The 19533-nt window shown below is 74.4% G+C and carries 14 protein-coding genes; 4 read left to right on the top strand and 10 right to left on the bottom strand.

Annotation, left to right across the window (positions count from 1 at the left end):
- Positions 1-27: 27 nt before the first annotated feature.
- The 8 genes from ACZ6JS_RS17795 to ACZ6JS_RS17760 are packed head-to-tail and all read right to left on the bottom strand — an operon-like array spanning position 28 to position 10943.
- A complete protein-coding gene (locus ACZ6JS_RS17795; protein WP_469298909.1) occupies positions 28-885 on the bottom strand; it encodes a 4'-phosphopantetheinyl transferase family protein in 858 nt (285 codons plus the stop codon).
- Entirely contained in the window at positions 882-1118 is a 237-nt protein-coding gene (locus ACZ6JS_RS17790) for a phosphopantetheine-binding protein (RefSeq protein WP_469298907.1), read from the bottom strand. Before ACZ6JS_RS17790 ends, ACZ6JS_RS17795 begins: the two co-directional genes overlap by 4 nt.
- A complete protein-coding gene (locus ACZ6JS_RS17785; RefSeq protein ID WP_469298906.1) occupies positions 1105-3009 on the bottom strand; it encodes an HAD-IIIC family phosphatase in 1905 nt (634 codons plus the stop codon). Before ACZ6JS_RS17785 ends, ACZ6JS_RS17790 begins: the two co-directional genes overlap by 14 nt.
- Before the next feature lie 8 nt (positions 3010-3017).
- The gene (locus ACZ6JS_RS17780; protein WP_469298904.1) at positions 3018-4058 is read right to left on the bottom strand and encodes a 3-oxoacyl-ACP synthase III family protein; all 1041 of its coding nucleotides are present in this window, start codon (positions 4056-4058) and stop codon (positions 3018-3020) included.
- Positions 4055-7024, bottom strand: a complete 2970-nt coding sequence (locus ACZ6JS_RS17775) for a type I polyketide synthase (RefSeq protein ID WP_469298902.1) — start codon at positions 7022-7024, stop codon at positions 4055-4057. Before ACZ6JS_RS17775 ends, ACZ6JS_RS17780 begins: the two co-directional genes overlap by 4 nt.
- A complete protein-coding gene (locus ACZ6JS_RS17770; protein WP_469298901.1) occupies positions 7024-7323 on the bottom strand; it encodes an acyl carrier protein in 300 nt (99 codons plus the stop codon). The genes ACZ6JS_RS17775 and ACZ6JS_RS17770 overlap by 1 nt, the downstream gene beginning before the upstream one ends.
- A gap of 54 nt (positions 7324-7377) precedes the next feature.
- Positions 7378-9138: an acyl-CoA dehydrogenase gene (locus ACZ6JS_RS17765; protein ID WP_469298899.1), complete on the bottom strand. Its 1761-nt coding sequence runs from the start codon at positions 9136-9138 to the stop codon at positions 7378-7380.
- The gene (locus ACZ6JS_RS17760) at positions 9132-10943 is read right to left on the bottom strand and encodes a fatty acyl-AMP ligase (protein WP_469298898.1); all 1812 of its coding nucleotides are present in this window, start codon (positions 10941-10943) and stop codon (positions 9132-9134) included. The genes ACZ6JS_RS17765 and ACZ6JS_RS17760 overlap by 7 nt, the downstream gene beginning before the upstream one ends.
- A gap of 238 nt (positions 10944-11181) precedes the next feature.
- Here ACZ6JS_RS17760 and ACZ6JS_RS17755 point away from each other — a divergent pair, with 238 nt between their 5' ends.
- From ACZ6JS_RS17755 to ACZ6JS_RS17740, 4 genes are all read left to right on the top strand, one after another.
- Positions 11182-12741: an acyl-CoA carboxylase subunit beta gene (locus ACZ6JS_RS17755; protein ID WP_469298896.1), complete on the top strand. Its 1560-nt coding sequence runs from the start codon at positions 11182-11184 to the stop codon at positions 12739-12741.
- Positions 12742-12773: 32 nt separating this feature from the next.
- Positions 12774-12941 carry an acyl-CoA carboxylase epsilon subunit gene (locus tag ACZ6JS_RS17750; RefSeq protein ID WP_469298894.1) on the top strand — a complete coding sequence of 56 codons (168 nt, stop codon included), beginning with the start codon at positions 12774-12776 and terminating at the stop codon, positions 12939-12941.
- Positions 12942-12978: 37 nt separating this feature from the next.
- Complete coding sequence (locus tag ACZ6JS_RS17745) at positions 12979-13749, top strand: thioesterase II family protein (protein ID WP_469298892.1); 771 nt, start codon at positions 12979-12981, stop codon at positions 13747-13749.
- Between the two features lie 150 nt (positions 13750-13899).
- Positions 13900-14808, top strand: coding sequence for an ion transporter (locus ACZ6JS_RS17740; protein ID WP_469298891.1), 909 nt, complete (start codon positions 13900-13902; stop codon positions 14806-14808).
- Positions 14809-14828: 20 nt separating this feature from the next.
- Here ACZ6JS_RS17740 and ACZ6JS_RS17735 read toward each other — a convergent pair whose 3' ends face one another.
- Together ACZ6JS_RS17735 and ACZ6JS_RS17730 are read right to left on the bottom strand one after the other, a co-directional pair.
- Positions 14829-18425 carry an SAV_2336 N-terminal domain-related protein gene (locus ACZ6JS_RS17735; RefSeq protein WP_469298889.1) on the bottom strand — a complete coding sequence of 1199 codons (3597 nt, stop codon included), beginning with the start codon at positions 18423-18425 and terminating at the stop codon, positions 14829-14831.
- On the bottom strand, positions 18422-19507 hold the full coding sequence (locus ACZ6JS_RS17730; protein ID WP_469298887.1) for an AAA family ATPase: 1086 nt from the start codon (positions 19505-19507) through the stop codon (positions 18422-18424). Before ACZ6JS_RS17730 ends, ACZ6JS_RS17735 begins: the two co-directional genes overlap by 4 nt.
- Positions 19508-19533 lie beyond the last annotated feature (26 nt).

Raw genomic sequence — 19533 nt, 5'->3', positions numbered from 1 at the left:
CCGTGCAGGGCCCGGCCTCCCGTCCGGTCAGGCCCCGTCCGGGACCTCCTCGAGCGCCTCCGTGATGGCGTCCACGCAGTCCTGGTCGAGCATCGTCGTCACGTGGGCGTCCTGGAGCCGGCCGAAGCCCGCGTCGTACACGGCCGCACTGACCACGTACCCGTCGGCGACGGGGAACGTGCGGAAGATCCACTCGTCCCCGGTCCCCGCGGTGCCGTCGGGCCGCTGGACCCGTACGGCCCTGCCGTCGGGGCCGAAGCCGAACTCGGTGAACCGGAACTGCATGCCCTGTCCGATCGCCTTGCTGTAGGCCTCCTTGAGCGTCCACAGGCGCACGAGGGCGTCGTTGCGCTGCGGTTCCGGCATCCCCGACAGCAGCACCGACTCGTACGGGGTGCAGATGTGCCGGCCGAGGCCGCTGCCGTGCATCTCGCGGTCGGCGCGCTCCGCGTCGACCCCGATCAGCCCGCAGGTCGTCAGACCGACGAGCAGCAGGTCGTCGGTGTGGCTGAGGCTGATGTCGATCTGGTCGCAGCCGCGCAGGTACGGGCGGCCGGTCGGCCCGTAGGCCAGCTCCAGGTCGGCGGGATCGCTGTCGAGCACCGCGCTCGCCGCGTACTTGAGGAGCATCCGGGAGGCGATGTAGCGGCCCCGCACGTCGGCGTGCGTGAGGTCGAGGTAGCGCGTCCAGTCGCGGCCGAGCAGCTCGCGCAACCCGTCACCGGAGGGCACGACCGGCTCCAGGTCCCTCAGTCGCGCGTAGACCAGGGCTGTCCCGTGGGTGGCCAGGTCGTCCCGGACCCGGTCCCACGAGTCGCCGCCCGGTACCACGGCGACGGGCTCACCGAGCGGCGGGCCGAGCGAGGGGCTGCCCGGGGCAGTCATCCGTACTCCTTCACGAGTGTGTGGACCTCCCGGAGGCAGCGCGCCTCCAGAAGGCGGTGTACCGGAACCCGGTGGCCGGACTCCTCCAGGAGCGCCAGCAGCCGGAGCAGGTTCAGCGAGTCCCAGCCCGGCAGGTCGCCCAGGGCCGTGTCCGCGCCTTCGGGAACCGCGATGGCCAGGCCGAGGTCGTCGCGGACCGTCCGCAGGAACACGTCGAGGCTATCGAGACCCATCGGCCCGCCCTCCGCCCGGGGTTTCGGTGATGCGCACGTGCGCGGGGACCTCCGGCAGCCGCGCCAGGTCGTGGTGGAACACCACCGGACCGCCGGCGGCGCCTTCGCTCGCGTCGGGGACCGCCGGAATGAAGCCGCAGGACGGATAGAAGTCCCGGGCCCGGTGGTTGCGGGCGGTGGGCACGTACCGGGCGCCGACCGCGGACAGCCCGAGTTCCCGCGCGCGGGCCAGCAGCAGCGCGAGGCAGGCCTGTTCCACGCCGCGGCCGAGCACCCGGCAGCTGAGCCACATGCCGTCCAGCTGGAGCACCTCCCCGGCGACGGTTCCGAGCACCGCACCCACCAGCCCGTTGTCACCGAACCGGTCCGCGCTGCGCGCCACGAGCAGCAGCCGCCCGGGAGCGGCGGCCCGCAGGGCCAGCCCGGTTTCCGTGTACCCCACACCGGTCAGGTTGAACTGGTTGGTCCGCAGCGTCAATTGGGACACGCGGGCGAACTCGTGGCGGCCGGGCGGGCCGAGCCCGACGCTCACCTCCAAGGCTCGCAGGAACTCCTCGTACGAGCCCGAACCGGCCCGCAGCGCCCCGCGCTCGCGCCGTCTGCGGTACTCGCCGCTCCTGGCGCGGTCCTCGTCGGTCAGCCGCAGGGTGTCGAACCAGCCGTCGGCAAGCAGCCGGGTGACGTGCAGCGCGGGTTCCTCGTCGAGCGCCACGACGGCGACGCCGGGTGCGCCGAGGCGGACCTGGGCGCGTTCGGCCGGCGAGTCGTCGGCGAAGACGAGGGCGTCGGGGCCGAGGTCCAGGGTGCGCGCGATGTCGGCGAGGTTGCCGTCCTTGGGCTCCCAGTTGGCGTTGACCGCGGCGAAGTCCGGCTCCCGCAGGACCAGATCGGGATGGGCGGCGAGCGTCTCCAGGACGAGGTCCTCGTCGTTCTTGCTGCTGACGGCGAGGAGCACGCCCTGGGAGGCGAGCTGCTTGACGCACTTCTGGAAGGCGCCGAACGCCTCCCCGCGCAGGGTGCCGGCCGCCGCGACGCCGTCGGGGCCGTCCTCGCCGAGCACCCCGTCCCACAGGGTGTTGTCGAGGTCGAGCACGAGGCACTTGCGGACCCTGCCGCGGAGCGCGCGGGCCAGGTGTCCGATCTCGCGGGCGTACGCCGCCAGGAGTCCCGCGCCGAGCTGTACCCCGGCGTGGCGGGCCAGGCGCGGGTCGGTGACCGGCCCGCCCTCGCCGACCAGCGGTTCCAGGTCGATCACCACCAGCCGGGCGGCGGACTCGGTCAGCCGCAGCAGGCGGGCGTTGAACTCCCGCCACACGGCTCCCAGCCGGGCCCGGGAGCGGTGGTCGACCAGCTGGTGGCTGTAGGAGCGCGGCAGCGGCACGGTGTTGAGCACCAGGGTCCCGGGGGCCTGGGTGGCCAGGGCGGCGCACCGGTCCAGTGCCTCCTCCCCCGCGCGCTCGACGTCCTCGGGTCCCCACACCGCGGGGACCTGGGAGAAGAGGGTCTCGGCGTCCAGCAGGCACAGGGTGAGCTCGGGTGCGGCCGCCCGGAGTTCGCCGGCCGGATCGGTGAGGTCGCGCAGGTACGTGCCGTGCTCGCCGAGCACCGGGCGCAGCAGCATGCCGTGGCGGGCCAGTTCGCCCCTGAGGGGGTCGACGACGTGGCCCACGGTGGACTGGCCGGTGACCGCCACCGTCACCACCGGGGTGTGCGGGTGGCGGTCGAGTACCGCGTCGTGGTCGAGGCCCGCGAGCAGGCGGCCCGCCGCGGCCGCGTCGCCGGGACCGTCCTCCTCGGCGAGCAGCGCGGGCACCCGGTCGTAGGACTTCTCCAGCAGTCCCCGTTCGCGCAGTTCACGTAGTTCGCGCAGCCGGTCCGGTGCCTTCGTCATGGGGTGCCTCACACCTTCTCCAGGGCGAACCCGGCTCTGATCCACCTGCTGGACTCCACGCACAGGGCCAGCGCGCGGTCCCCGGCGGCGAACTCCGGCAGCAGCCGTTCGACTTGCAGGAAGGGAAGGGCGTTGCCCGTGTTCCCGGTGTCGGAGACGCAGGAGACCTCCCGGGCGGGCCCGGCCGGGAGCCGCTCGACGATGCGGGCGGTCATCCGCTCGGACAGTTGGGGCGGCAGCAGGAAGGCGAGGTCGTCGAGGCTCCACCCGAGCCCGCCGAGCAGCTCCCAGAGGATCTCCACGGAGAGGGCGGGCACGTGCTCCTCGATCGCCTTGTAGTCCTCGGCCAGCATCCGCCGCTGCGAGTCCCGGTCGGTGGTGCCGTACCAGTCCAGGAGCTGACCGGGCGGGCGGCCGCGCCCGGTGAAGGAGCTGAGCACGGACCGCAGGGCGATCCGCTCGCCCTCGGGTTCGTCCGTGAGGACGGCGGCTCCGGCCCCGTCGCCGAACAGGACGTGGTTGACCAGTTCCTCGGTGGGCATCCGGGCGGTGTCCCGCCGGGGCGAGAGGAATCGGTGGGTGACGTCCCCGCCGAGGACCAGTCCGGCCCGCCGGCCGCCGAGGACCAGGGTGCGGCCGAGGTCGAGGGCCTGGACGGCGCCGGAGCAGCCGGCCTGGATCTGGTAGACCGGCAGGTGGTCGAGGCCGAGCCGGTCCGCGACCTCGCTCGCGGTGGTCGGCAGGAGCGTGTCGGGGGTCGCGGTGGCCAGCACCACGAACTCGATGTCGGCTGGGCCGAGTCCGGCGGCGTCCATGGCCCGCGCGCCGGCCTCGGTGCACAGGTCGGCGAGCGAGCCGCGGACCTCTCCGGTGACCGGGTCCCAGCCGAAGTGGCGGGTCCGCGTGCCGACGAAGATGTCGATCCACTCCTCGCTGACCCCGAGCAGCCTGCCGAGCGCGGTGTTGTCCACCGGCTCTCCGGGCAGCGCCGTACCGGTCGAGGCGAGGTACACCGTGCCGTGGCCGGCCGCGTCCGGTCCCCGTGTCACGCCGACCTCGCCATGAGCACGTCTCCCAGGAATTCTGCCAGCGCGCCGACGGACCGCAGCGCCGGCAGCATCTGCTGCACGGACACCTCGCCGACCCGTGGCAGCCGAGCCTCCACCTCGTTCTTGAGCTGCATGATCATCACCGAGTCGAATCCGAGGTCCTCGTAGAAGCGGGCCTCGGGCACGACGCGCTCGGGCGGGTGGCCGCCGACCGCGGCGACGGCCCGCACCACCGCGTGCAGCACCGGGTCGTCCGCGTCGGGGCCCTGCGCCCCGATGTCGGCACCGCCGGACGGCTCCGGCCGTTCGGCGGTGAGCGCGGTGACGGGCGCGGCGTGCGCGGCGTGCGGCCGGGCCGTCTGGACGAAGGACTCCCGGTCCCAGGAGCGCCGCGCCGAGGAGAAGACGTACGGGGCCAGGGCCTCGGCGCTGCGGTGCTCGGGGGCGTACAGCTCCTCCCACAGCGGGTCGAGCCCGCCCCGGTACAGGGCCGCGACGGTCTCGGCGAGCTCCAGGCCGGTGGCCCGGGGGCCCGGGGACGGGTGGAGGTACTCCACGGCGGGTGCGCGCCCGCCGCGGGCGGCGATCTGCAGGAGCAGGCCGCGCGGACCGATCTCGATCAGATGCGTGGGGGCCACGTCCGCGACGAGCGCTCCCAGCGCGCTGTCCATGAGGACCGGCTCCTCGATCTGGTCGGCCCAGTAGCCGGCGTCCATGAGCTCGTGGCGCAGCATCCGGCCGTACCGGGTCGAGGCCAGCGGCACGGCGGGCGGCGCGCACAGCACCGTCTCGGTGCGCAGACCCGCGGCGGCCCGGGCCATCAGGGGTGAGTGGAAGGCGTGGGAGACGGGCAGCGGCCGGACCCGGACGCCGCGGCGGGCGAGCTGCTCCGTGAGCCTGTCCAGCGCGTCCAGGGGGCCGGAGAGCACGGTGTCGGAGGGGCCGTTGAGGGCTGCCGCCACCGTGCCGGGCTCGGCCGCAAGCAGTGCGGCGAGCTCCTCCGGGCCGGCGCTCGTGGCGATCATGCCGCCGCCGGAGGGGAGTTCGTCCGTCAGGGCGCCGCGCCGGACGACGAGCCGGGCGGCCTCCTCCAGGCCGAGGGCGCCTGCGGTGACGGCGGCGGCGTACTCGCCGAGGCTGTGGCCGAGGACGGCGGCGGGGGTCACGCCGAGCGAGGTGAGCGTGCGGGCCAGGGCGTACCCGACGGCGAACAGGGCGGGCTGCGCGAAGCGCGGCCGGTGCACGCGCTCGTCGCCGCCGACGAGGAGGTCGCGCACCGACTCGCCGAGGTGCGGGGCGAGTGCCGCGTCGGCCTCGGCGAGGTGCCGGCGGTAGAGCGGCGAGTCACGGTGCAGCCCGGCCGTCATGCCGGGGAACTCGCTGCCCTGGCCGCTGAAGAGGAAGGCCGTGACGGGCCTGCCCCACGCACGGACGGCGCCGGCGGCCGTGTCCTGGAGCGCCGCCGCGCGGCGCAGGGCGTCGACGAGTTCGCCGGTGTCGCGGACGGGGACCGCGAAGCGGTGCGGCAGGCCGGTCTTGACGAGGTTGCTGCTGCGGCACAGGGCGGCCGCGCCGCCGCGCGGCCGCCGGGCCACCGCGTCGGCCTGGGCGGCGAGGTTGCGGCGCAGGGCCTCGGGGGTGTCGGCGCTGACGGTGAAGACGCCGACGGCGTCGCGCGCGCCGCGTGTACGGCCGCCGCCGGCGCCGGCGGTGCGCGGGGTCCGCAGCGCCGAGCCGAGGACCGCGTGGGCGTTCGTGCCGCCCATGCCGAAGCTGCTGACGCCGGCGAGGCTCTCCCCGCGCGGCAGCCGCATCGGCGACTTCAGCAGCCGCAGGCCGCGCTCGCCGAGCCGCAGCTGCGGGTTCTCGCGGTCGGCGAAGAGGCTGGCGGGGACGATGCGGTGGTGCAGGGCGAGGGCCGTCTTGATGAGGCCGGCAATACCCGCCGCGCCTTCGGTGTGGCCGAGGTTGCCCTTGACCGAGCCGATCGCGCACGGGGTCTCGCGCGGGACTGCGTGCACCGCGCCCAGCGCCGCGCACTCGATGGCGTCGCCCAGGACGGTTCCGGTGCCGTGCGCCTCCACGAAAGCGACACGGTCCGGGGCGATCCCGGCACGCCGGTAGGCGGAGTCCAGTACCCGCTGCTGGGACCAGCGGTTGGGGGCGATCACCCCGTTGCTGCGGCCGTCCTGGTTGACGGCGCTGCCGCGCAGCACGGCGTAGATCCGCCGGCCCTCCGCGAGGGCGTCCTCCAGCCGCCGCAGCACGACCAGGCCCACTCCGTCGCTGCGGCCGATCCCGTCGGCGTCCGCGCTGAAGGGTTTGCAGCGCCCGTCGGCGGCGGCCAGGCCGAGCTGCCCGTACACCATGCCCAGCGAGGGCGAGAGCACGATGTTGACCCCGCCGGCCAGGGCGGTGTCGCACTCCCCGGTCAGCAGGGCGCCCGCCGCCAGGTGGACGGCGACCAGTGAGGACGAGCAGGCCGTGTCGACGGCGAGGCTCGGTCCGGTGAAGTTGAAGTGGTAGGAGATCCGGTTGGCCGCCATGCCCGCGCTGCTGCCGGAGCCGAGCAGCGGGGTGACGCGTGCGAGGTCGCTCATCGTGAGCCGGCCCCACTCACCGCCCATGACCCCGACGAACACCCCGGTCTCGGTGCCCGCGAGGTCGCCGGGGGCCGTGCCCGAGTCCTCCAGCGCCCGCCAGGCGCACGGCAGCAGCAGCCTGTGGTGCGGGTCCATCGCGGCGGCCTCGCGGGGGGTGACCGAGAAGAAGTCGCTGTCGAAGACATCGGCGTCGTCGATGAAACCGCCGCTGCCTGCGACGGCGGGGAAGTCCCGGGCGTCCCAGCGCTGCTCGGGCACCGGGGTGATGCCGGCCCCGCCGCGCATGAGCAGGTCCCAGTACGCCTGCACGCCCGCCGCCCCGGGGAACGTGCAGTCGATCCCGACGATGGCGACGTCCCCCATCAGTGCCGGTCCCGCGCGTGGGCCGGAGCGGCGGGGAGCACCGACGACAGGTGGCGGACGAGGCTCTCCACGGTGGGGTGGTCCCAGAGCAGCGTCGGCTCCACCTCCAGGCCGAATTCGTCCTCCAGGTCGCCGCACAGGCTCAGCGCCGCCACCGAGTCCATCCCGTACTCGGCGAACGGCACGGTGGGGTCGATCGTCTCGGGGGCGCGCCGCAGGTACAGCGAGAGCCGGGCGTACAGCCACTCCTGCGGCAGGACGCCGTCGGCGGTGGCGGGCCGGCCGGTGTGAACGCTCATCGTGGGGCTCCTTCGGTGCGTACGGCGCATCCGCCGGCCGGCCGGGGCTGCCGGTCAGCCAGGGATGGGAGTGGAGTAGAGGTCGTAGCTGATCTGGGTGCTGAAGCGGAGCTGGACCTCGTGCCGGATCCGGGTCTCGCACTCCGCCGGCAGGTCGGCGACGCGCGCGCCCAGCCGACGGGCGATGCGGTGCAGTGCGGCGGCCGCCCAGGACGGGTCGGCGAGGAACGGGTCGGGGCCGTAGCGGGCCTGGTCCCACAGGCCGAGCACGGCGGCGGCGGCGAGGAGCAGCGCGTACCGGTCCATGAGGGCGAACCTCGCGGGCCGTGCGGCGGCCTCCGCCCCGGCCGCCTCCAGCGCCAGGACCCGGCGGCGTACGTCGCGGAACTCCCCGACCAGCTGGTGCGCGAGGGTCCGCAGGCCTCGCTCGACGGGGCCGTCGCCGTCGATGCCCGCGCTGACGGCCAGCATGGTCGCGCTGAGGGAGTCCCGCCCGCACGCGAGGCTGAGCCGTTCGGTCCGCAGCGGCGGCAGGTCGCCGTGCAGCCGGAACAGGTCGGCGGGCGCCTCGTCCTCGGCGAACCACGAGGCCCGCGCCAGACGGGGCATCTGCGGGATGACCGTGGCCTGGCAGGCGACGGTCCCGGCGTGGCCGAGGCTGAGCACCGGCACGTCCCTGACGTGTTTCTGGAAGATGCCGAGCGTGCCCTCGCGGGTGTAGAAGCCCGAGCCCAGCACGATGGACAGGTCGTACATGGTCTCGGTCAGCACGCGGGGCAGCAGGTACTTGAGCGCCGCCGAGTAGACGCTGGTCTCGGCGGGCAGCAGGTGCAGGGCGCGGGTGGCGACGACGGCGAGGGCGTCGTAGAGCAGCAGGTTGACGAAGGCGTTGGTGAGGGCCGCTCCGGTGCGGCCGCCGTCCCGGCCGCCCCCGCCCGCCTGCCATCCGCCGGAGCGTTCCCGGTCGAAGCGGACGGCGGTGCGCAGGCTGGTGTCGAGTGCCGCGACGGCCGTCGCGGCGATCACGGTACGGCTGATCTGGAACGACCGCAGGGCCGTCCGGATCCCGCTGCCCTCGGGGCCCAGCAGGGCCGACCCGGGCACCGGGCAGTCGTCGAACTCCACCCCGGCGAACCGGCAGCCGCGCAGCCCGACCGGGGTCCGGCGGGCCGTCACCGCCGCCCGTGCGCCGGTCAGCTGTCCGGGCTCCAGCAGGAGCACCGAGTGGCTGCCGCTGCCCGGGGCGGGGTCGGTACGGCAGAACAGCACCAGGGCGCCGGCCCGTTCCAGGTTGTTGACCAGCGGCTTGCCGCCGCTGATCAGGTAGCCGTCGGCGCTGCGGCGGGCCGTGACCTGGCTGCGCACGAAGTCGTTGCTGTGGGCGGTCTCGTGCTGGGCGATGGCCGCCTTGCCGCCGCCGCGCAGCAGCCCGGCGAGCCAGTGGCGCTGCCGGGAACTGCCGGCGGCCCAGACGTCGGAGGCGGCCATGAAGGTGGTCATGCCGTGGCCCATGGCCAGTCCCACGTCCCGGCGGAAGACCGGCCGCATGATCCTGACCAGGGTGTCCATCCCGTCGAGCCGACCGCCGAGGGCGCGCGGCACGTACTCCTCGGCGATCCGGAAGTCGTCGAGCAGCGCCTCGCCGGCGGCGAAGGGCACCGCGGCCCGGTCGGCCTCCAGCAGGGCGGTGTAGCCGACCGGGTTGTCCGGGTCGGTGGGGTCGCCGAACCGTGCCTCCAGCTCGGCCACCCGCGCGCGGACGGCGTCCTCGCGCTGCTGCGCGGCCGCCGCGGCGCCGAGGAGCCTCGTCACCACCGTCTTCCTCCGTCGGCTCCTTCCGGACGCAGCAGGTCCTCGCCGAACAGCACGTCCTGCGGCCGCGCCAGCGCCCGTACGTCCGGGGTCAGCACTTCGTAGTCGCCACGCAGCACGCCGTCGAGGAACAGTCCCCGCATGAGGGTGCGCTGGACCTTGCCGCTGCTGGTGCGGCGTACGGTGCCGGGGCGTACGAGGAGCACGTTGCCGGCGGGGATCTCGAACTCCTTGCCGATCAGGGCCTGGATCCGCTGCGCGACCGTGCGCAGCTCGGCTCCGCCCGCGCCGCGGACCTCCTGGACGAGGACGAGCTGTTCGCCGCCGGCGTCCACGGAGAACGCGGCGCCCGCGCCGAGGGTCAGCGCGGGGCTGACCGTGCGCGCGGCCCATTCGACGTCCTGGGGGTAGACGTTGCGGCCGTTGACGATGACGACTTCCTTGAGCCGCCCGGTGACGAACAGCTCGCCGTCCTCCAGCATGCCCAGGTCGCCGGTGCGCAGGAAGTTGCTCTCCTCGTCGTTGAGGCTGGCGCGGAAGGTGTGGGCGGTCTCGGTGGGGCGGCGCCAGTAGCCGCGGGCCACGCTGTGGCCCCGCAGCCAGATCTCGCCGACGGTGCCGGCCGGGAGTTCGTGGTGGGTCAGCGGGTCGACGACGCGGACCTCCACGTCGACCGGAGTGCCGCAGCCGACCAGGGTCCGGACGCGCCCGCCCGCCGCCGCCCGGAGCACCCGGTCGTGTTCCAGGGCGGTCCTGTCGAAGTCCTTGCGTACGTGCGGGGTGCCGGGCACGCCGCCGGAGACCACCAGGGTGGCCTCGGCCAGTCCGTAGCAGGGGTAGAGGGCCTCGGGCCGGAAACCGGCGGGGGCGAAGCGCCGGGCGAACTCGTCGAGGCTTTCCGGGCGTACGGGTTCGGCGCCGTTGAGGGCCAGGCGCCAGCGGGACAGGTCCAGGTCCGCGATCTGCTCGTCCTTCACCCGGCGTGCGCACAGGTCGTAGCTGAAGTTGGGGCCGCCGCCCACGGTGACGCCGTAGCGGTCGACGGCCTGGAGCCAGCGCAGCGGGTGTTTGACGAAGGACAGCGGGGTGACCTGGACGCAGTGGGTGCCGAGCCAGACGGGGTGCAGCAGGTGGGCGACCAGTCCCATGTCGTGGAAGTAGGGCAGCCAGCTGCCGAAGCGGTCCTCGCGGGTGGTGCGCAGCACCTTCTGCAGGGCGGCCTGGTTGGCGAGGAGGTTGCGGTGCGAGACGGTCACGCCGCGCGGTTCGGAGACGGAGCCCGAGGTGTACTGGAGGAACACCAGGTCGTCCGGGCGGGCGGTGACGGGCTGCCAGGCATCGGCGTCACCCACCCCGGGCACGTCGCTGACCAGGCACGCAGCGTCGGGCCGGGAGTTGCGGGCGAGCCACAGTGCGACCTCGGGGGCGGCGGCCGTCTCGGTCAGCACGAGGGTCGCGCCGGTGTCCCCCAGTACGGCGGTGGTGCGGTTGAGGCGCTTGTCCCGGCCGGCTTCGCCCGGCATCGGTACGGGTACGGCGACGGCGCCGGCGTAGAGGCAGCCGGCGAAGGCCTTGAGGAACTCGGCGGTGGAGGAGTAGACGAGCAGCACGGGCCGGCCGGCGACGTCGTACTCCTGGAGGACGGCGGCGATGCGTCTCGCCTCGCTGTCCAGCCGCCCGTAGGTGAGGTGTTCGGCCTCCACCCCGCCTGCCGTCTCGCGGAGGAAGACGTGGACGTCCTCGTCGGCGAGTTCGGCCGCCCTGGCCCGGAGGAGTTCGGTGAAGGTGGCGAAGCGTGGCTCTGACATCCGCGGTCCCCCCGGGTCTGCGGGCCCGTGGAGTGGCGGACCTCGATTCCCCGGATCATGCGTGCGCTCCCTTAAGGGGCGCTTGCGCCCGCCCGGCCGTGCGGCGGGCGGGGCGCGACCCCTATCCCGGTCAGGGGGGTGGTCGCTGTTCTCCGCGCGCGCCGCCGCTGCCTTCAATGGCAGGCACTGTCCAGGGCCGCCGCAGGTGCGCCCCGACGGCCGAGGAAACGGGTGGAGCATGACAGTTGGCGATGTCGGTGTCCGAGTGGCCGAACTAGGAGCGATCAAGGAGTCCGCCGAGCTCGGTCCGTCGCCCGGCGCCTCCGAGGCGCAGCACGCCCGCGGCAAGCTGACGGTGCGCGAGCGGCTGGACCTGCTCTTCGATCCGGGGACCTTCCGCGAGATCGAGCAGCTGCGCCGGCACCGGGCAACGGGCTTCGGACTGGAGGACCGCAGGCCGCACACCGACGGTGTGGTCACCGGCTGGGGAAAGGTCGACGGCCGGCGGGTGTTCGTGTACGCGCACGACTTCCGGATCTTCGGCGGTTCGCTCGGCGAGGCGCACGCGCAGAAGATCCACAAGGTGATGGATCTCGCGCTGGCGGCGGGCGCCCCGCTGGTCTCGCTCAGCGACGGCGCGGGCGCCCGGATCCAGGAAGGGGTCACCGCGCTCGCCGGCTACGGCGGCATCTTCCGCCGCAACGTGGCGGCATCCGGGGTGATCCCGCAGATCAGCGTGATGCTCGGGCCGTGCGCCGGCGGGGCGGCGTACTCCCCCGCCCTGACGGACTACGTGTTCATGGTGCGTGACATCGCCCAGATGTACATCACGGGCCCCGACGTGGTGCAGGCGGTGACCGGCGAGCGGATCAGCCACGACGACCTCGGGGGCGCGCAGGTCCACTCGTCGGTGTCCGGAGCGAGCGCCTTCCTGTACGACACGGAGGAGGAGTGCCTCGAAGAGGTGCGGCACCTGCTGTCGCTCCTGCCGGCCAACAACCGGGAGCTGCCGCCGGCGGTCGTCCCGTCCGACCCGGCCCACCGGCGCACCGCGGCGCTGTCCGAGCTGGTGCCCTCCGACCCGGCCCGCTCGTACGACATGCGCGCCGTGGTCGAGGAGATCGTCGACGACGGCGACCTTTTCGAGGTCCACGCCCACTGGGCGACCAACATCATCTGCGGTCTCGCCCGGCTGGACGGCCACGTGGTGGGCGTCGTCGCGAACCAGCCGGCCTCGCTCGCCGGGGTGCTGGACATCAACGCCTCGCAGAAGGCGGCTCGGTTCGTGCAGACCTGCGACGCCTTCAGCATCCCGCTGGTGACCCTGGTGGACGTGCCGGGCTTCCTGCCGGGCAGCGGCCAGGAGCACAGCGGTGTCATCCGGCACGGCGCGAAACTCCTGTACGCGTACTGCGCGGCCACGGTGCCCCGGGTGCAGGTGATCCTGCGCAAGGCGTACGGCGGTGCCTACATCGTGATGGACTCCCGCTCGATCGGCGCGGACCTGTCCTTCGCGTGGCCCACCAACGAGATCGCCGTCATGGGCGCCGAGGGCGCGGCGAACGTCGTCTTCCGCCGGGAGATCGCCGCCTCGGACGACCCCGACGCGGCGCGGGCACAGCGCGTCAAGCAGTACCGCCAGGAGCTCATGCACCCCTACTACGCGGCCGAGCGCGGCCTGGTGGACGACGTCATCGACCCGGCCGCGACCCGGCAGGTGCTCGCGGACGCGCTGGAGGTGCTGCGCGCCAAGCACGTGGCGCTGCCCGAGCGCAAGCACGGCAACCCGCCGTTCTGATGGGCGAGCGGGCCGAACCACAGGTGAGGATCGTGCGCGGCGCCCCCGACAGCACGGAGCTGGCGGCCGTCGTCCTCGCCCTGCTCTGCCTCGCCCGGCCACCGGACGGCGACGCCGGCCGGTTCGCCGGCCCCCCGCCCCGGGCCCTGTGGCGTCCGGGGCGCGGCTGGCGGCCGCCGGGCTCCTGGACCGCCCCCTGAAGCGGGTGGGCCCCCACCGAAAGGAAACCGAACGACGATGACCCCTACGACCACGGCCGCCCCGGCCCTTCCGGCGACCGGCGACTGGCTGCGGCGCTTCCACCCCGCCGACGACGCTCCGGTGAGGCTGTTCTGCTTCCCGCACGCGGGCGGCGCGGCCAGCTGGTACTTCCCGATGTCCCGGGCCCTGTCCCCGCACGCCGACGTGGTGCCCGTGCAGTACCCGGGCCGCCAGGACCGGCGCGGCGAGCGGTGCGTCGAGGACCTGATGGAGCTCGCGGACCTGGTCACCCGGGAACTGCTGCCCTGGTGCGACCGGCCCGTGGCGCTGTTCGGGCACAGCCTGGGCGCGTCCCTGGCCTTCGAGGTGGCGCTGCGGCTGCGGGAGGCCGGGCAGCCGGATCCGGTGGCCCTGTTCGCCTCGGGCCGCCGGGCTCCCTCGCACCACCGGGAGAACCAGACGGTCCACCTCGCTCCCGACGACCGGCTGCTGGCCGAGATCAAGGCGCTCAGCGGCACGGACCCGGCGGTCCTGGCCGACGACGAGCTGCTGCGGTCGGTGCTTCCGGCGATCCGCGCCGACTACAAGGCCGCCGAGACCTACCGCTACCGTCCGGGCCCCGCCCTGACCTGCCCCATCACGGTCCTCACCGGGGACGCGGACCCGGCGGTGACGGCCGAGGAGGCAGCGGGCTGGGCGGACCACACCGACGGCCCCTTCGCCCTGCACCGCTTCGCCGGCGGCCACTTCTACCTGAGCGGGCACGCCGCCGGGGTGAACGACCTGGTACGGCGGCAACTGTCGTGAGGGCGTCCGTCCCCGCCGCCGTTCGGACGGTGGGGGCGCACGCCTCGGCGCGTTGCGGCGCACACGGTGGTGAAACCCGATCGGCTGTCGGGCGTTAGGGAAGGTGGGCCGCCGTTCGCCCGTGATGCACGCGAGAGCACGAGGAGCACGATGACAGACCCCAGGCCGGCCGGACGCCGTCGCATGAAGCTGGCAGCCCGGTGCCGGGTTGCCACCGAGGCCCCCGCCTTCGGGCTGGTCGTCTTCTGCGTGATCCTGTTCAACGCCGCGCTGATGGGTGTCGAGACGTACAGCGGGCCGGCCGTGGAGTACCGGCGGCTGCTGCGGGCCGCCGAGCAGTGCTGCCTGGCCCTGTTCACCCTGGAGATGCTGCTGCGCATCGGCGCCTTCGCGGACCGGCCGAAAGCATTCTTCCGCGACCCGTGGAACCTCTTCGACCTCGCGGTCGTCGCCTCCGCCTTCGTCCCGTTCGTCCGCGAGAACACCACCCTGCTTCGGCTGCTGCGGCTGGCCCGGGTGCTGCGCACGGCTCGTTTCCTTCCGCACCTGCGCATCCTGCTGATCGCGGTCGGCCGCAGCCTGCCCGGCACCGCCAGCTTCCTGTTCGTCGGCGGCCTGGTGCTGTACGTGTACGCCATGGTCGGCTGGGTCTGCTTCGCCGAGTCGGACCCCGGACACTACGGCTCGGTGGGCCGCGCGATGCTCACGCTGTTCCTGCTGACCACCCTGGACGGCCTGACCGACGCCGTCCGCGCGGGACTGCAGATCTCCCGGCTCAGCATCGTCTACTACGCCTCCTACGCTCTGCTCGCCTCCTTCGTACTGGTCAACGTCCTCATCGGGGTGGTCCTCAACTCCCTCGACGAGGCCCGCGAGATCGAGGACGCGGCCAACCGCGCACGCAAGCGGCCGGGCCCTCCGCCGGCCGCGGGCCCCGACACCGACGTCCGGGACCGCATCGCGACGGCGCGGCGCGCCCTGGACGAGATCGAGGCGAGCCTCCCCGCCCAGGACGGCCACTCCCCACGCCGCCTGGAGGCGTCCCACAGCGGCTCCTGAACGGCCGGACGCCCGCCCGTTCACTGCTCCCCGGTGCCCAGCCGGTGGATGTCCCAGGTGTCGTCCGGGCGCTGGTGGACGGCCCAGCGACCGCTGTGGTCCTCGAAGGCGGATCCGGGCGGCCCGGGAAGGCGCAGCTGCTCCAGACGGACCCGGCCCCGGAACGTGGCTCCGCCGAACTGCACCGGCCCTTCGAACACGGCACCGGTGGACACCAGTCCCAGTTCCCACGTCGTGGCGGCGAAGGAGACCGGTCCGGCGAAGGAAGCGCCGCTCAGCCCGGTCAGGCCGCAGAACAGGGCGCGGGAGAAGTCCGCCCTCCCGGCCACCTGCATCCCGTTCAGGTCCGCCGAGGCCTCCAGCACCGCCCGGACGAAGGAGACCTCGTCCAGGAAGGCACCGCCCGAGAAGCCGGCCGTTCCGCGGAAGTGCGCACGGCGGAAGCTGCTCGCGCGGTGGAACGTACTGTGGTCGAAGTCGCCGACGCCGAGGAACACCGCCCCGTCGAAGGAGACCGGGCCGGTGAAGGTCGACTTCCCGAGCCTGGCCCGCCCGGCGAAAACGGCGCGGGTGAACGACGTACGGGCCAGGAACTCGATGCCGCCCTCGTTCCAGTCGTCCACGAAGGTGGCGTGGTCGAAGGCCGCCGCGCCCATCGTGACGGGCTGCGAGCGCGATGCCCGCAAGGCGTCCAGGAGCCGCTGGAGCATCCCCTCCTTGAAGGTGGTGCCCCGGAAGTCCACCGGGGAGCCGGGCCTGAGGGTCCGCAGGTACGCGTGTTCCTCCTCGGGCTCGAGATGGGCGAGGCACCGGTCGTGGCCGGGCAGCCGGATCCCCGTGCACGGGGCGCGGAGGTCGTCCACGGCTCGGCGGCCGCACACCGGCCATGCGACGCCCCCGTCCTGCGACCCTCCCGCCTCTGCCAGTGCCTCGCCGAGGTCCTGCGGAGCGCCTGTGCACAACCAGCCCTGCCTCCTGCCGCCGAGTGGGGCGAGGGCGCGCGTCGCCGTGGGACCGACCAGGTCGCCGAGCGCCTCGTACACGGGCTGCGACAGCGCGACGGCGAGGGATGCCGGGAGCAGCCGGCGCCGGTCGGCCATCCCGGGATGACGGACGATCCGGGCGGCCTCCGACGTGGGCACCCCGGCGAGGTCGCCGTCCGTCAGGACCGGTCCCATCGGCCCCATGGCCACGGCGACGTCGAGCGGGAGGAGACCGCCGTCCGCCGTCCGGCTCGAGAACCGGGCCATGGCATCGGGGAGTTCGGCCAGCAGCCGACCGGCTTTGGCGAGCGCTCCCGGTCCTTCCAGCAGCAGGAGGAGAGGCTCTCCCGGACCGCTGCCCGCCAGCCGCTCGGTGAGGCCCGTGTCCGCGACGAGCGCCTTCAGGAGTTCCACCGCCTCGGTGTGGGGCGAGCCCCCGACCGGGTGCACGCCGTCGTCACCGGGCCGCACGGCCAGGCAGACGTAGGGGCTCACCGCCGGGCGGACCCGCCCGTGCTCGGCCATCGCCGCCCGGAAGCCGGGCTGTTCCAGCAGGGCGCGGCCGGACAGGAAGACCATGCGGTCCGGCCAGACGCCGTGGACGACTCCGAGCAGGGCGCCCTCGTGGGAGACGGGGCCGCCGCGGTAGTGGGTCCAGGCCTCCGGTTCCGGGGAGAGCCGGACGAGCTCGCCGTTGCGGTCGCCCGCGTACGGAACCGCTTCGCCCGTCAGCGCGACGGGGCGGCCCTGGTCCGTGACGCCGTCGACCCGCACGCGGAGCACCTGGGGATCCGCCTGCGCCCAGGGCGTCGCCTCCGACCAGGGCGCGGGGTCCGCCAGGTCTTCGTCGGCCAGCAGGAGGAAGACGCGGGGCAGGGCGTCGTCCGACCACACCGCGCGGCAGGCGGCCTCCCGGTCGCCGGCCCGCACCCATGCCGGCGTCCCGGAGGGCAGCGGCGCGTCCCCGACCGTGAGGACGAGGCGCGGTGTCAGCAGGGTGCCCACCTCCTGCGGCTCGGGCATCGGGTCGTAGCGGACCCGTACGACCCGGTCCGCGAGCCCGGGGTCCTGCGGCGGCCGCGCCGCGAAGGGCAGGGCCCCCTCGGCGACGCCGCGGCGGCCCTGCCGCCCGTCGGTGACGCGGGTCGCGGAGAAGTCCGGCCCGGTGCCCCGGCTGCGGGCCATGTACTCCCACACGCGGCGGCGGACCAGTTCCCGTACGGCGGCCACGTCTCCACGCAGCTGTGAGCCGAGCAGCGCCTCCCGGACCCCCGGCAGGAACGCGAACTCCACCTCCTCGGCGTTCCGTTCGTGGTCCCAGGGTGCGAACAGCCCGCCGAGGGCGACCTCCGCGAGGTGGCCGTGCTCGGAGTCCCGCAGCAGGGAGCGCCGGACCAGGTTCATGACGGGCAGGGTCAGCGGTACGGCGGCCAGGTGCGCGGCGAGCTGCTGAGCGGTCGGGGAGGCGCTCGCGCGGAAGCGTTCCACCACCTCCAGCGCGCTGTGCGGACCGGCCGGGGAGGCTTCGGCCACGCCCGCCCCCGGCTCCGGCTCCGGTTCCGCGTCCAGCCGCAGGCAGGCCAGGCGCCGCCAGCGGCCGTCCCCGGAGACCACCCGCACCAGCCGGGCCAGACTGCCCGGGGCGACGCCGACCACGGGGACGACGTCGGGTGCGCGCCGGCGGCCGGGGCGGGAGCGGCGGGCCGTCGCCGCCCGCTGCCAGGAGCGGGTGGCGGCCGCGGGCCGGTCCGCGCGGACGGCGAAGGGGACGGGTCGGACGGCGCCGCGCGTCCAGAGCCGTTCGGGCAGGACGTTCAGCACGGCCACGGCGTTGTGCGCGCACCAGTGCCGCAGCACGCCCTGCACGGCGGCCTCGCGCCAGCCGCCCGCCACGGTGTCGGAGAGGACGAGGATCAGCCTGCGGCCGGCGGGGTCGGCCAGTTCCAGCGGGTTGCGCGGGGCGCCGGAGCGGCCGCGGGTGAGCATCGGGGTGGCGCCGGAGCCGGTGCCCGTCAGCCGCCATGTGCGTACGTCGCGGAAGACCCCGCTGCGGGTCAGCACACGGCGCAGCTCGTCCACGAGGTCCGCCCAGAGCAGCATCGAGTGGTGCGTGTCGACGACCAGCGCCAGGTCCAGCCAGCGGCTCTCGGCCGGCCGCAGGACGGGCGTCGGCACCATCCGCTCGATGCTGCGCTCGACGGTGAGCTGCTCGTCCAGTTCCTCCCCGGGGCCGCCGATGGAACGCCGGCCCACGGGGCGCAGGGCGCGCATCAGGGCGAGCGGGTCGTCGAGGGAGGCTGCGCGGGGCAGGCGCACGGGAGAGCCCCGGCGGCCGGCGCCGTCGCCGGCCGGCTTGCCGGCCGGGTCGGGTACGGAGGCGGGGAAGATCTTGACGGCCGGCTGCCCTTCGGGCGGGCCGCCGGACACCCTCGCGGCATCGGGGGCCGGCGGGGCGGCGGCCCCGGGCGGTGCGCCCGCGAAGTCGCCCGGCGCCACTGCGGGCGCGCGGGGCCCGGCGGGATCCACGCGGGCGGCCAGCCACAGGATGTCGGCGATCTCCTCCGCCCCGATGCCGGGACGCGGGCCGGCGTCCTCGGCGCCGTCGGCGAGGGCGGCGAGCAGCTCCTCGATCACGCCGTGGGCCCGGTCAGGTGCTGCATGACGGTCTTGAGGAAGCGGTCACGGTCGCCGGGGGCGGACCAGGCTCCCGCGAGGCGCAGCTGGATGGCGTTGAGGAGCTGGTCGGTGGCGAGGTCGCCGTCCCCGGCGCGGTCGATGAAGTCCCGGACGAGTTCCTGGTACTCCCCGCCGGCCTCGACGTCGATGCCGAGCCGGCGGCGCACGATGAGGGCGAGCTTCTCCTCGTCGGGCGGTTCCAGGTGCAGGCGGACGCAGCGGCGCAGGAAGGCGGGCGGGAAGTCGCGTTCGCCGTTGCTGGTGAGGACGACGACGGGGAAGTACCGGCACTGCACGCGGCCTTGTGTGATGCGTACGGCGGCGTCCGGGTCGTCGTCGGTGCCGATGGCGACGGTGGGGTCCTCCTGTGCGAGGCGGGCCAGTTCGGGGATGACGAAGCCGCCGTCCTCGAAGACGGTCAGGAGGTCGCCGGGGAGGTCGATGTCGCTCTTGTCGATCTCGTCGACGAGCAGCACGCGGGGCCGGTCCTGCGGCAGGAGGGCGGTGCCCAGCGGCCCGAGGCGCAGGTAGCGGGAGATCGAGGGCGCGTGGGCGGGCTCGGGTGCGGATCCGGGTGCGGAGGCGGCGCCGGCCGGATCGGCCGGCCTGCGCAGTTGCTCCAGGCCGGCCTCCTGGAGGCGGCCGATGGCGTCGTACAGGTAGAGCCCGTCGCGCAGGACCGTCCGACTGGTGATGGGCCAGTGCAGTACGGGCCCCAGGTCCAGGTCCGAGGCGATGCTGTAGGCGAGGGTGGACTTTCCCACGCCCGGCTTCCCGGTGATCAGCAGGGGCCTGCGCAGGTGCAGGGCCGTGTTGACGACGTCCTTCTCCTGCTCGTCGGGGACGTAGCCCTCGCCGCGCCGCCGTGTGCGCTCCCAGGCCGGGCCCTCGCACGCGGGGGGCTCGTATCCGGGGTCGGGGGTGCCGGTGAAGTCCCGCCAGGGCGGCGGGGATCCGGATTCCAGGCGGGCGCGCCGGTCGGCGCCCCCACCGGTCCCTTGGTACAGCCACCAGTCCTTCACCACTGCCTCTGCCTCCATCGTCGTGTCGCCGTCTGTCAGTGGTC

Source organism: Streptomyces sp. NPDC046349, assembly GCF_055587885.1.
The sequence above is the reverse complement of the archived record's forward strand: the minus strand, read 5'-3'. Positions and strand labels throughout refer to the sequence as shown.